The sequence below is a fragment of the Pseudofrankia sp. EUN1h genome, assembly GCF_001854645.1.
Lineage (GTDB): Bacteria > Actinomycetota > Actinomycetes > Frankiales > Frankiaceae > Pseudofrankia > Pseudofrankia saprophytica.
The window spans coordinates 37,846-51,746 of the sequence record NZ_MBLN01000098.1; the positions used below are offsets into that span (position 1 = coordinate 37,846).

Sequence of the window (13,901 nt, forward strand, 5' to 3'; positions counted from 1 at the left end):
TCGATCCCCGCGGAGGCCGGCTGGTTCCGCCGGATGAAGGTGGCCAGCCGTCGACGCGTGTCGTCCGGTCGGTGAGGCGGCCCGGCCGACGGCACGTCGATGGTCGGCCTACGATCGGCACATCATGTGTCGGGTTCGCGGGGGTTCGGTAACTTCTGTTGGGGCACGAGCAGGCCGCGGGCGGGCATCGTGATCGTCGACCGGGAGTCGGTGGCGGCGGCGCTGCCGGGGCTGGAGATCGGCGGGCGGCTGGGCTCGGGTGCCTACGGGCTGGTGCTCGCCGGCCAGCATCGGCACCTGCGGCACAACGTCGCCATCAAGGTGCTGCCGGCCCGCCCGCCGGCGCAGGGCGATCGCCCGGGCATCGCCTCCGAGGGCCAGCTGCTGGGCCGCATGGACCACCCCCACATCGTCCGGGTCTACGACTATGTCGAGACCGCGGACCTCTGCCTGATCGTGATGGAGCAGCTCGTCGGCGGCGCGCTGTCCCAGCGGCGGGAGGGCATGCGGCCGGAAGCGTCCTGCGCGGTGGGGCTCGCGGTCGCCTCCGCGCTCGGCTACGCGCATGACCGGGGCGTGCTGCACCGCGACGTCAAGCCGGACAACGTGCTGTTCACGGCCGCCGGAACCGCCAAGGTCACCGACTTCGGCGTCGCGAAGATCCTGGAGGGGACGGTCGCGACCGCCAGCGCGCAGGTCGGCACCCCGTTGTACATGGCGCCCGAGCAGATCACCAGCGGGCAGCTGGGGCCGGCGACCGACATCTATGCCCTGGGCGTGGTGCTGTACCAGCTGTTGTCCGGCGCGCCGCCGATCGACCGGTCGCTGCCGGTGCAGCAGCTCTGGCAGCGCCGCCTGACCGCCCCGCCGCCCCGGCCGCCGGGCGTGCCGGCGGCGGTCGCGAACGTCGTGCTGCGCGCCCTCGCCCCCGACCCGGCGATGCGTTATCCCAGCGCGCGGGCGTTCGGCCTGGAGTTCGCCGCGGCGGCGGCCGCCGTGCTGGGCCGTGGCTGGCTCACCCGGTCGGACCTGCAGGTCCAGCTCGACGACGACGTGCGCGCCGCGGCTGACGGTCCGCCGACCGGGCCGCGGTTCACCGCCGGCCAGCCCTCGGCGGGGCACCCCGGCACCCGGGCCGCGGCGGCGGGTCCGGGTGCGGCGGCGGGGCTGCCCGCCACGGCGGGCAAGCCCGTGGGCACCTCCGACGGCCCGACCCTCCCGGTCGGCGGCCACCCCCAGTCGAACCCGTGGGCCATACCGGTCCCGCCGCCGCCCACCGCGCCGCTGCCCACCGCGCCGTCGCCCGGCCAGCCTGGTCCGGCCAGGCTGGCTTCCGCCGGTCCCGGGATCCCCGCCGCGCAGCCGACCCAGGTCGGAACGCCCTTCGCGCCCCACCAGGTCCCGCAGGTCCCGAGCCCGGCCCCGATGGCGCCGACCCCGGCCCCGGCGGCGCCCAGGGCGGGCAGGCACCGGCGGCGGTGGTGGCTGCTGGTCGGCGGTGTCGTGGGCGCGCTCGCCATCATCCTTCCCCTGGTGCTGATCCCACGCGAGGACGGCCCGAAGGCGGGGACCGGCCCTGGCCAGCCGACGGCGGCCGCCACCCAGAGCACCACGCCGCGGCTCGCGGTCCAGGGGCCCATCCTGCGCCCGTCCACGGGCAAGGGCGGAACCCTGCGGGTGGCCGCCGCCGCCGACTGCGACTCCTGGGACCCGCAGCGCAGCAACTCCGACGAGTGCTGGGCGCAGCAGCGATGGTTCTCCCGGCAGCTGCTGACCTACAAGCCGGGTACGACCGATCTGATCGGCGACCTCGCCACCGGCGTCCCCACCTCCACCGACGCGGTCACCTGGCGGTACACCCTGCGCGCCGGCCTGAAGTTCGAGGACGGCACCTCGATCACGTCCAGGGACATCAAGTACGGGATCGAGCGGGTGTTCGACGCCCAGCTCGTGACCACCGGGCTGAAGGGACTCACCCGGTACCTGGACGACCCCAACAACAAATATCCGGGGCCTTACCAGGATCCGAGTCCGGACAAGCTGGGTCTCAGGTCGATCGAGACTCCAGACGACCAGACGATCGTTTTCCATCTGACCACGCCGTTCGGAGACTGGAACTACCTGATGGCCTCGCCCGCGTCCACTCCGGTGCCTCGGGCGAAGGACACCGGAGCCCAGTACGCCGACCGGCCGTTCTCGTCCGGTCCGTACAAGTTCGCCTCCTACCAGCGAGGCCAGTCGCTGACGCTGGTCCGCAACCTCTCCTGGGACCCGGCCACCGATCCGGTGAACACGGCGTTGCCGGACCGGATCGAGGAGGCCATGCGCCTGCCTCGGCAAACCATCGACGAGCAAATCCTCTCCGGCCACTCGGACGTGTTCGCCGGGCAGACCGGTGCCCTGCCGCTCACCCTGGACAGGGCTCCGACGGATTCCGCGATGCGGGCCAACCAACGCCTGACCGTCACCAGCGGCGTGGTGCGTTCCCTGAGCCTCACCACGACGGTGGCGCCCTTCGACAACGTCCACTGCCGCAAGGCGATCGCCTGGGCGATCGACCGGCAGGCACAGGTCACCGCCCATGGCGGCCCGGACGAGGCCGTCGCCGCGACGACGCTGGTCTCGCCGCCGATGCGGTACCACTCGACGCTCGACCTGTACCCGAGTGCTGGTGGTCATGGCGACGCCAGCCAGGCGAGGCGGGAGCTGGCGACATGCGGCCGGCCGGCCGGCTTCCCGGTGAAGCTGGCGGTCGCCGACGACGACACGTCGCAGCAGGAGGCCAACGCGATCAAGAAAACCCTGGCCGGAATCGGCGTCGATGTCCAGCTCTCGGCGCTCGACTCGGACGCCTTCTTCAACCTGATCTTCACGCCGCAGAAGATGCGTGACCAGGGCATCGGCCTGGCGCTCGTCGGCTACGACCCGGGCTGGCCGGCGCCCGCCGGCCTGCTCGCCAGCCTCACCGACGGCCGCAGAATCCTCGCCGCGAACAACAGGAACCTCGCCGAGCTCAACGACCCCGCGGTGAACACCGCCCTCGACGACGCCTTCCTCGCGGACATCACCGACAGCACCCGCGCCGCCGACCCGGCCGGGACCGCCGCGACGAGGTGGGCGGCCGCCCAGCGGCTGATACTCGACACGGCCGCCTACATCCCGCTGACCTGCGACAGGGTCACGAACATCTACAGCTCCGGCCTCACCAACGTCTACTACCAGCCCGCGTACGACACGATCGACTTCTCCGCCCTCGGCGTCCGCTGACACCACCCGCCGGTGACACCACCCGCCGGCAGGTCCGGGACCGGTCAGGCCTGTTCGCGGGCGAAGATCCGGTCGGTGACGTGGCGGGCGGCGGCCGCGGCGCGGCGGTGGTCGTCGAGGACGTCGGTGACCTGCTCGAGGGGGTAGCCGAGGACGCCGGCGACCCGGTCCAGCGCGGGGGTGGTCCGGGGAATGAGGTCGCCGGGCGTGCCACGGGCGAGCAGGATCGCGTTCCTGATCCGGGACGCCGAGAGCCAGGCGGCGCTCAGCACCGCCGCCTCGGCGCCGTCGAGCAGGCCGGCGGTGGCGAGCTCACGCAGCGCGGTGAGGGTGCCGGTCGTGCGCAGCGCCGGGATCTCGTGGGCATGCCGTAGCTGGAGGATCTGGATCGTCCATTCGACGTCGGTCAGCCCTCCCGGCCCGAACTTGACGTGCAGGGTCCGGTCGGCGCCGCGCGGAACCCGCGCGGCGACCATCCGGTCCCGCAGCCGCTCGACCTCGGCGATCGCCCCGCCGGGCAGCCGCGCCGGATAGCGGAACCCGTCCGCCAGGTCGCGGAAACGCGCCGCCAGCTCCGCGTCACCGGCCAGTGGGCGGGCGCGCAGCAGGGCCTGCGCCTCCCAGCCGAGCGCCCAGCGACGGTAGTAGGCCGCGTAGCCGTCCAGGTCGCGGGTGACCGGGCCGTTACGGCCCTCCGGCCGCAGCCCCAGGTCCAGGCGCAGCGCCGGGTCGGGTCCCGGCTGCCCGAGCAGCCGGACCAGCTCCTCGACCACCGCCGTGGCGTACTCGCCGGCCGCCCGCGCGCCTACGCCGGGCCTGGGTTCGTGGACGAACAGCACGTCCGCGTCGCTGCCGTAGGACATCTCGCCGCCGCCGAGCCGGCCCATCGCGACCACCGCGATCCGTGCCGGCTCCCCGGCCAGTGCTCCTGAGAACGAGGCCTGCCGGGCGTGCGAAGGAAGATCATTTTCGCATGTCCTTTGGTCTTCCAGGTCGTCCGCGGGCTGGCCGACGGCCGCGAACCGGTCCGCCGCCGGCCGGCCGGCGGCGAGCCGGCGGGTCACGGTGCGCCGGGCGACCAGCAGGGACGCCTCGATGGTCGCGGTGGCCGCCGCGGCGAGCGCCTCGCCGACGGCGGTCGCGTCGAGCAGGCCGAGCAGGTCGGCGCAGGCGACCCGGACCAGCTCGACCCGGCGGATCGCGCGGGCCCGCGCGGCCGCGTCGTCCGCGTCCAGGTTGCGCCGGGCGACGGCGAGCAGGGTGCGGGCGAGCTCGCCGCGGCCCACCGGGCGCAGGTCCTCCTCGGTGCRCAGCAGCCGTACCGACTCGGGGGCGGCGCGCATCAGCGCCGCGACGTAGCCGCTGGCCGCCAGCACCCTGGCCAGCCGGTCGGCGGCGCCGGCCGAGTCGCGCAGCAGCCGCAGGTACCAGGGGACCCGGCCGAGCGCCTCGCTGACCTGCCGGTAGGCGAGCAGGCCGGCGTCCGGGTCGGCAGCGTCGGCGAACGCCGGCAGCATCGTCGGCAGCAGGTGGCGCTGGATCGTCGCCGTCCGGCTCACGCCGGCGGTGAGCGCCTCGATGTGCTTCAACGATCGGTGTGGGTAGGCGAACCCGAGCGCGGCAAGCCGGTCGGCGGCCTCGCCGGGAGTAAGGCGTACCTGCTCGGCCGACAGTCGGGCGACGGCCTCCAGCAGCGGCTGGTAGAAGAGCTGCTCGTGCAGCCGCCGCACCGACCTGGCGGTGTACGCGTGCTCGGCGGCGAACTCCTCCGCGCCGAGCATCCCCAGCGAGCGGCCCAGCCAGCGCAGCTCGTCCGGGTCGCGCGGCAGGACATGGGTCCGTTGCAGGCGGCGCAGCTGGAGCCGGTGCTCGACGGCGCGCAGGAACCGGTAGGCGTCGGCGAGGCTGGTCGCGTCGCGGCGGCCGACGTAGCCGCCGCGGGCCAGTCCGTCGATCGCGTGCAGGGTCGCGCGGGCATGCAGCTTCGTGTCGGTACGGCCATGCACGAGCTGCAGCAGCTGGACGGCGAACTCGACGTCGCGCAGCCCGCCGGGGCCCAGCTTGATGTTGCGGCTCGCCTCCCGGCTCGACAACGACGCCTCCACCCGCCTGCGCATCGCCCGGATGTCCGCGACGAAGCCGGGCCTGGACGCCGCCGACCAGACCAGTGGCTCGACCATCGAGCAGAACTCGGCACCGAGCGCGAGGTCGCCGGCGACCGGCCGGGCCTTGAGCAGCGCCTGGAACTCCCAGGTGCGCGCCCAGCGCCCGTAGTAGGCGCGATGGCTGGCGAGCGTGCGGACCAGTGCCCCGTCACGGCCCTCCGGGCGCAGGCCGACGTCGACCTGGAAGAGCGCTCCTTCGCTGGTGCGCGTTCCACAGGCCCGTACCAGCCCCTCGGCCAGCCGGGTCGCGGCCCGCAGCGCGGCCTCCTCGGGCGGTTCCGCGGCGTCGGCGGTCCCGGTGGCGGCGGTGGTGGCGGCGCCCGGGCCGTCGGGGAGTGAGGCCGTGGCCGGCTCCGCGACGAAGACGACGTCGACGTCGCTGACGTAGTTGAGCTCGCGTCCGCCGCATTTGCCCATCCCGATGACGGCCAGGCGCACCGGCGGCGCGGTCGGCGCGAGGCCCGCGCGCGCGACGGCGAGGCCCGCGTCGAGCGCGGCGGCGGCGAGGTCGGCAAGCTCGGCCGTCGCGTCCTCGACCGTCACCGTGTTGGTCAGGTCGCGGGCGGCGAGCACCAGCAGCGCTCGCCGGTAGGCGACCCGCAACGCGTCCAGTACGTCCGGACCGTCGCCGCGTGCACGCGGCCGCTCGTCGTCCGGGTCCGCGCCGACCGCGGCGAGCAGCCGGGCACGGTGGGTCGCCGCGGTCGGCGCCGCGGCGGTCGCCTCGTCGTCGGCGAGGATCCGCCAGTCGGCCGGGTGCGCCGCGAGGTGGTCGGCGAGCGCGAGGCTCGCGCCGAGGACGGTGATCAGCCGCCGCCGGGAGCCGGGCCGGGTGGCCAACGCGGCGCGTAGCTCGGCGGACGATCGGGTGGGGTCCGCCGGGCGTGCGGCCCCGGCCACGCCCGTCGGGCCCGGCGCGTCCGTCAGGTCCTGGGTGTCCAGCGTGTCGATCAGTCGGTCCAGTCCGGCGAGGGCCCGGTCGGGGTCGGCGGCGTGGGCGAGCTCGGCCACCACCGGGTTGGCGGTGAGCGGCAGCCCGTCCGGCGGGCCGAAGCCGAGGCGGTGCAGCGTGGCCGCGACCCGGTCGACGTCGGTGAAACCCAGCCGGGCGAGCTGGGCCTCGGCGGAGCTGCCCCGCGGGTGCGCGCCGCCGCCGGGTGCGGACGCGGGGGCGGGCGTGGGCGGCCCGACGGGCGCGACCGCCGGCGGCCGGTCGGCGACAGCCCACTGCGCGGACTCGTGCTCCGAGGACGAGGTGTGCTCCGCGGGCGGGCCGTCGCGCTGTGCCAGTTGGGCGCGCGCCCGCGCCGCACGCTGCGCCCGGGCCGCGCCTGGCCGACCGACGCTCCCCATCATGTTTCCATCATGTTGCAGATACGGCGTGCGCGTTACAGGAGTGGCAGGTAGCGGTTGATCTCGAACTGGCTGACCTGGCGGCGGTAGGAGGCCCACTCGGCGCGCTTGCTGCGCAGGAAGAACCCGAACAGTTCGTCGCCCAGCGTCTCCTGGACCAGCGACGACGTCTCCATCACCGCGATCGCCTCGGACAGGGAACTGGGAAGAGCTCTGATCCCGCGCTCCCGACGCTGCGCRTCGGTGAGCGACCAGATCTCGTCGCCGGCGGGTGGTGGCAGCTCATAGCCACCCTGGATGYCGCGCAGCCCGGCGGCCAGCATCAGCGCGAAGGTCAGATACGGGTTGCAGGCGCTGTCCGGCAGTCGGAACTCCACCCGGGCCGTGTTCGCCTTGCTCCGCTTGTAGAGCGGCACCCTGACCAGGGCGGAGCGGATGTTGTGCCCCCAGCAGGCGTAGGCCGGCGCCTCCAGCAGCTCGGCGCCTTCGCCCTCGGCAGAGTCGCTGATGAGCCGCTTGTAGGAGTTGACCCACTGGTTGGTGACGGCGGTGATCTCGGGCGCGTGCGCCAGCAGCCCGGCGATGAACGCCTTGGCGACCTTGGAGAGCCGGTGCTCGTCGGTCGGGTCGTAGAAGGCGTTGCGGTCACCTTCGAACAGGCTCATGTGGGTGTGCATGCCGGAGCCGGCGTGCTCGGTGAACGGCTTCGGCATGAAGGTCGCGTAGCTGCCCTGCCGCAGCGCCACCTCCTTGACGACCTGGCGCAGCGTCATGACGTTGTCGGCGATCGTGAGCGCGTCGGCATACCGCAGGTCGATCTCCTGCTGGCCCGGCGCCACCTCGTGATGACTGAACTCGACGGAGATGCCGAGCCGCTCCAACGTGCCGATCACCTGCTGGCGGAAGTCATGGCTGATGTCGTTGGGGGTGACGTCGAAGTACCCGGACTCGTCCACCGGCTGCGGCGCGGGCTGGCCGCGCCGCGGCGGCTCCTTGAGCAGGAAGAACTCGATCTCCGGGTGGGTGTAGAAGGTGAACCCGGCCTCGGCGGCGGCGGCGAGCGACCGGCGCAGCACCCAGCGTGAGTCGGCTACGGCGGGCAGGCCGTCGGGGGTGACGACGTCGCAGAACATCCGCGCCGTGAGCATCCCCTCGCCGCGTCCCGGCAGCACCTGGAAGGTGGACGGGTCGGGGCGGGCGAGCATGTCGGCCTCGTGCAGGCGGGCGAACCCCTCGATCGCGGAGCCGTCGAAGCCGATGCCTTCCAGGAGCGCGCCTTCCGCCTCCGCGGGCGCGATCTCCACGGACTTCAGCACGCCCAGCACGTCGGTGAACCAGAGCCGGACGAAGCGGATGTCCCGCTCCTCCAGCGTCCTGAGCACGAACTCCTGCTGCTTGTCCATGAACCCTCCACGTTGAGGTGTGGACTCGACCTCAGGCTACGTCGTCCGGATCTAACCGCCTTGCCTTCTCGACCGGCCGGCGGGCGCATGGCCTGTCCTTCGCCATGCGCCCAGGGCCGACTGCCCCCGTCAGTTCCGCCACCCCCACCAGCCTGGTCGCCGGGACCACGCTGGCCGCGATGCGAACGGCGCCCGCTGCCCGGCCGGCACTGCCGGAGGTGGACGTGCCACCCACCACCCAGCGCTGGCGCGCCCTGTCTGGTGTCGGTCGCCGGTACCCACGGGCTGTGCCCTGCCCTGGCGCGGGGACACGTCAGCCGGAGCGCGGTACTCGGGATTCCTGCCAGATCGCGAGGCCGGGGAGGTTTGCTGGGAGTCTGCCTTCGGGGATCTCCGACACTAGCGACTGAAAGACCGAGATGCCCGCCTCGTTGCCATCCCGCAACGAACCTGGCGACCGCCTGTAACCAGACGGCGGCCTGGCCCCGTTGTGAACGACGGAGGTTGATGTGCCCGGGTGGGGCGCAGCATGGATCACAGAGGTACAGCGGGGCCAACGGCCGCGGCGAAAGCCCGGATCCGAGCCTGCGTCGGCCGGTCGGAGCTCATCGCTCCGGTGGTCAGCTGTGCCTGATCAGGTGGGGAGTGCCCGGACCACGAGGTCGTCGAACAGGACGGTCGAGCCGTTGCCGACGAATCCGATCCCGCCCTGCTGGCTTAGCGTGCCGGTCGGATCGTCGTACTCGACGACGATCGTCCCGTCGACCGCGACGGTGTAGGCACCGCCGCGCGCCGTGATGGTCAGGCTGTACCACCTGTCGTGGGCGATGGAGAAATCCTTCTGCGCGACTGTCGGGCCTCCGGGATTGGCGCCGGCCGAGGAGGAGCGATCCCAGTCGAGAGTGCCGTCACCGAGCGTGGCGGCCTGGTCGATCGAATAGAGGTAAGCGCGGACGTACCTGCGGTTCGTCAGGTGCATCATCAGCTCGACGAGGCTTGCGTCGCCGGTGAGTTTGGCGCGGAACGACACCACGCTGTCCTTCGGGATGTCCCGGCTCAGGGCGATCACCGGCCAGGGCCCCGTCTGGTCGGCCTGGCCGACGAGCGCCCCGTTCTCGACCCTCCAACTACCGGCCAGGACCTTCCATTCAGGACCCAGCCTGCTCGTGGAGAAGTCCTCGCTCACGAGTGGGGCGGACGCGCCTGGCGCCTGCTTGGTCAACGTCGCCGTGGCCGCCGGCGGCACCGCCGTGGCGGTACCCCCGCCGGGATTCGCCGCCGTGGTGGAGTTCGTACCGCCTCCAGGTGACCCTTGGTCTCCGCCCAGGCGTGGCAGCGTCACGACCAGGGCCATGACCAGGGCCGTCGCCGCGCCGGCGGCGGCCGCGTACGCCCAGCGGTGCCGGCCTGGACGGCCGGAGGGCTGCCCGGGGTGGGGGCCGCCATTCGATGGCGGTGGGATGTTCCCCGGGTGGCCGGGCCGCGACGTGATCGCGTCCGTGGCGACGTGGCCGGCGGTTGGAGTCGTCCAGTTCGCCAGGGCGCCGTCAGCCAGGGGCCGGGTACCAGCCGCTTCAGCCGTCGGCCACGTCGGGCTGGGCGGGCGGTACGCCGCCTCACGGATGTCGTCGTCGAGACGCAGCGGCAGGCCGGCGTGGGCGGGCCAGCCGGCGCCGTACGCCGCGGCGCCCGCGGCCGCCAGATCGAGCGCGAACACCCGGGCCGAGGGATGGCGGTCGGCTGCCCGCTTGGCCAGCGCACGCAGCACGACGGCGGCGACCGGGGTCGGGACGCCGGCCGGAGGGGGTGGGATGACGGTCAGGTGCTGATGGAGGAGCGCGGGAGTCGGCTGCCTGGCGTCGAAGGGAGGCGCCCCGGCGAGCAGCTGGTACAGCAGCACACCCAGGGCGTAGATGTCGGTGGCGGGGCTGAGCCGGCCGCCGGCGATCTGCTCAGGTGCCATGTACATCGGCGTGCCGACCTGCGCGCTGGCAGTCGCGGACTGCCCGTCGAGGAGCTTGGCGACGCCGAAGTCCGTGACCTTGACGACTCCCGAGGCGTCGAACAGGACGTTGTCGGCCTTGATGTCGCGGTGCAGCACCCCGCGCTCGTGGGCGTAGGACAGCGCGGCGGCCACGGCCAGGGCCACGGCGCATGCGGTCTGGGGGGCCATTCCGGCTCGCCGCTGGGCGAGCGTTCCGCCTGGCAGCAGCTCCATCACGATCAGAGACAGGTCGTCGGTCTCGACGTAGTCGTAGACCCGGACGATGTTCGGGTGATCCAGGCTGGCGAGCAGCCGGGCCTCGGTCTGGAGGCCGGACCGGCCGGCCGGGACTCGCACGGGGCCGGCCTGCGGGGCCGCGCCGGGTCCAGGCACAGGGCCTAGGCTTCCTTCCGAGCTCGCCGGGAGGACCTTGACCGCGACGTCTCGGTTCAGGGCGCGGTGCCGGCCGGCTAGGACCAGCCCGAACGCACCGGCGCCGACCTGGCCGCCGATCTCGATGCCTGGCAGCGCCGCGGCGACCGCGGCCCGATCAACGATCATTCTGGTCGCAGTGCCGGGCCGTGGCGGGACGAGGTTGCCAGACGGACCGCACTTCCGTCGTATCCATAACAAAAAGATCGTAGTAAGACGGCGGGTCGATTTTCGGCTGTGGCGCGGGCTCTGACCCATTTCCACGCCGAGCCGACCACCGCTTCCCGCCATGATCGCCAGCTCCGTGTTGCCGTGGTCGCGATTTGGCGAGTTTCGCGACGCTGGCGACACGGAGGTGACGATCATCTATCGGCGAGGGCGTCGCCGACCGTTCTGACGATGTAGCTCGGGCGAGCCAGCACGTCTTTCCAGGTGAAGCGGACCGGGTGCCAACCGGCGCGGCGTAGCCGGTTCTGCCGATCACGATCGTCGTGCAACGGCCTGGGGTCGGCCGGCGAGCCGTGGAACGCGACGCCGTCGGCCTCCAGGTAGATCTTGCGGGAAGGCCAGGCCAGGTCGACGCGGGCGAGGATCCGGCCGGCTGGATCCCGCACCCGGTACTGAACCTCCTCGGGCCGGATGTTCCCGTCGAGGAGGATCAGTCGAATCCACGACTCCAGCGCGGACTCGGCCCGTCCGTCGACCAGCGCAAGCCAGGGGTAGCGGCCGGCCACGCCCGCCCGGCCGAAGAGCGCCGCGCGCACTGCGTCGAGGTTCGGGATCTGGTGGTCGTGCAGCGCCGCGTCGAGGAGTGCGACAGCTTCGGACCGTTCCCAGCCGAGCACGAGATCCGCGAGCGTCCGAGGCACTGAGGTCACGGGCATCCCGCCTAGGGACACCAGTTGCCCGCCTCTCGGGTCTCCGGTGTGCAGCACGACTCCACGCGGGGACACGCGGCGGGCTGTGTCGGGCACCAGCAGGTGCACGGGTTCCGCCTCGATGGGCAGCGGAAGCGCCCGCAGGTCGAGCAGACGCGCCGCGGTCAACCCGCAGACGACGGCGCCGGACCTGCCGTGCAGCGCGGCACGTACCCGCCCCCAGAGATGATCCGACCCCGTCACGAGGTAGGTGCCCCGAAATGGCCGGAAGAATGACCCGTCGCGCACCAGTTGACGTAACTGTCCGTCGGTGAGGCCTGCGCCGCGTGCCTGCTCGTAGGTCACCAGACCGTCCTGCCGGCGAGCGAAGGCCAGCGCCACGTCGAGCCCCGGGTACTCGCGCCGCCGTGTCCCGCGTGCCGCGTCCGCCGCTGGCCGGTGCCTGTCCTCCACCACAGCCATGGCGGCAGTCTTGGCCGTACACGGCCCGCCCCAGAGCGATGACCATCACCTGTGGACAACTCACTCCTGTCCACATCCCCCCGCCATGATCGCCAGCTCCGTGTTGCCGTGGTCGCGATCTGGCGAGTTTCGCGACCCTGGCGACACGGAGGCGGCGATCATCAAGGTGGCGACGGGCCGGACGGGGATCGGCGCAGGGGCTGGCGGCTTGGCGGTGGCCGCGGGATCGAGCCGGGGCTACGGGATCGAGCCGGGGCTGGGAGCGAGCCGGTATTGCGAGAAGGAGTCGGGGCTATGAGACGGAGTCGACCAGGGACAGGGCGCCGGAGCGGGCCTGGTAGACGAAGACCTTGTCGTCGGTGACCTCGCCGTTGGGCTGGAACGTGAGGTGTCTGGTCACGCCCTGGACGTCGACCTTGGCGAAGGCGGTGGTGACCGACGCGCGGGTGGCGTCGGCGCCCAGTCCGGTAAGCGTCTTGATGATCGCGTTGGTGGCGTCGTAGGCCTCGGCGGAGTAGGTACCCGGGTCCGTCCCGTTGACCTTGCGGTACGAGGTGACGAAGGATTTCGCGGTCGGGTCGGCCGCGGGCAGCAGGCAGCCGCAGGTGAAATAGGTACCATCCGCGGCCGCGCCGGCCAGGGAGATGTATGCCGGGTCGAGGCTCCCGTCGCCGCTCATCAGCTTCCCGGCGTAGCCCCTGTCTCGCAGGGCCTTCGCCAGCAGCGCGAGCTCCGGGTAGTAGCCGGAGTAGAAGACCAGGTCGGGATGCGCCGCCATGATCTTGTCAGCTTCGGCGGAGTAGTCCCCGGCTGGGTCGGCGTTGCCGTGGACGAAGGAGGTATCGCTGGCGAGCAGCGCCTGCTCGAGGGCGCGGGACAGGCCGATGTCGTAGTCGAGCCGGTCGTCCAGTGAATACACCTTGCCCGACCTGAGGACGCGGGTGATGTAGGCGGCGGCCGCCGGGCCCTGGGCGGCGTCCGTCGGGACGACCCGGTAGAACGTCGAGAAACCCTGCGTGGTCAGGATCGGGCTCGCCGCCGACGGGCTCACCGACAGCAGGCCCGCGCCGGAGTACAGGGGCTCGCTCGCCTTGGTCGCGCCGGAGAACATCGGCCCGACGACGGCGAGCACGTCAGGGTTGGCGACGAGTGCGTTCGCCGCCGGCGGCGCCAGGCCCGGGTCGCCGAGGTCGTCGGACGTGGCGAGCCGCAGCGTGAAGGGCAGGTTCCCGCGGGCGTTCGCCTCCTCGATCGCGGTCTTCACGCCGCCGACGGCGTTGTCGCCCAGCGGCTGGTTGGCGCCGGACAGCGGCCCCTGGAACCCGATGGTGATGGTTCTCGCCGTCGCCCCGGCGGATCCCGACGCACTGGCCGTCGCCTGGGCCGGTGACGCGGTGGCGGCCGCGGGCTGGGTGTCTCCGTCCGCATCGTCGTTCCCGCCGTCGCCCTTCGTCAGCACGACGGCCAGGGTCGTGACGAGGGCGAGGGCGAGCGCGGTAGCGGCGCCGACGGCCGCGAGGACCGCCGAGCGCCGCGAGCGGGCCCGGCGCGGCGGCGGGCTCTCGGGTGCCGGGGGACCGCCGGTCCAGCCGGGACCGCCGGTCCAGCCGGGACCGCCGGGACCTCCCGGCCAGCCGGGCACACCTGGCGGCAGGCTCGCCGGCGGCACCCAGGAGGTGTGGGAGGCCGTCGACGATGTGGCGGCCGGCTCCGGCACCGGCCAGGGCGGCGGGGTCAGCGGTGGCGCCGAAGCGACCAGTGGCGGCGTTGGCGCCGGCCAAGGCGGCGGGACGAGCGGCGCCGGCGTGACCGGTGGCGGCGGCGGGACCGAGGACCGCGGCGGGTCGGTGGGCACCGGCGTGACGTCCGTCGCGGCGTGAGCGGGTTCTTCGGCGCTCGGCTCGGCAAACCCGGACAATTCTGACCCCCCAGGCATGATTCGCGATCCTAACCGTCC

At 73.0% G+C, this 13,901-nt stretch carries 6 protein-coding genes; 1 reads left to right on the top strand and 5 read right to left on the bottom strand.

The window, feature by feature from the left end:
• The first annotated feature begins 189 nt into the window (after window positions 1-189).
• The gene (locus BCD49_RS41555; protein ID WP_007516870.1) at window positions 190-3,267 is read left to right on the top strand and encodes an ABC transporter substrate-binding protein; all 3,078 of its coding nucleotides are present in this window, start codon (window positions 190-192) and stop codon (window positions 3,265-3,267) included.
• 44 nt (window positions 3,268-3,311) lie between these two features.
• On the opposite strand, the gene BCD49_RS36735 is transcribed toward BCD49_RS41555, so the two are convergent.
• From BCD49_RS36735 to BCD49_RS36760, 5 genes are all read right to left on the bottom strand, one after another.
• Window positions 3,312-6,785 carry a bifunctional [glutamine synthetase] adenylyltransferase/[glutamine synthetase]-adenylyl-L-tyrosine phosphorylase gene (locus BCD49_RS36735; RefSeq protein ID WP_083401919.1) on the bottom strand — a complete coding sequence of 1,158 codons (3,474 nt, stop codon included), beginning with the start codon at window positions 6,783-6,785 and terminating at the stop codon, window positions 3,312-3,314.
• A 35-nt stretch (window positions 6,786-6,820) separates the two neighbouring features.
• Entirely contained in the window at window positions 6,821-8,188 is a 1,368-nt protein-coding gene (locus BCD49_RS36740) for a glutamine synthetase family protein (protein ID WP_071042435.1), read from the bottom strand.
• Between the two features lie 634 nt (window positions 8,189-8,822).
• Window positions 8,823-10,733, bottom strand: a complete 1,911-nt coding sequence (locus BCD49_RS36745; RefSeq protein ID WP_051467469.1) for a protein kinase domain-containing protein — start codon at window positions 10,731-10,733, stop codon at window positions 8,823-8,825.
• Between the two features lie 233 nt (window positions 10,734-10,966).
• Window positions 10,967-11,944: a type IV toxin-antitoxin system AbiEi family antitoxin domain-containing protein gene (locus tag BCD49_RS36750; protein WP_007516877.1), complete on the bottom strand. Its 978-nt coding sequence runs from the start codon at window positions 11,942-11,944 to the stop codon at window positions 10,967-10,969.
• Between the two features lie 292 nt (window positions 11,945-12,236).
• The gene (locus BCD49_RS36760; protein ID WP_007516879.1) at window positions 12,237-13,880 is read right to left on the bottom strand and encodes a branched-chain amino acid ABC transporter substrate-binding protein; all 1,644 of its coding nucleotides are present in this window, start codon (window positions 13,878-13,880) and stop codon (window positions 12,237-12,239) included.
• Between the last annotated feature and the right edge of the window lie 21 nt (window positions 13,881-13,901).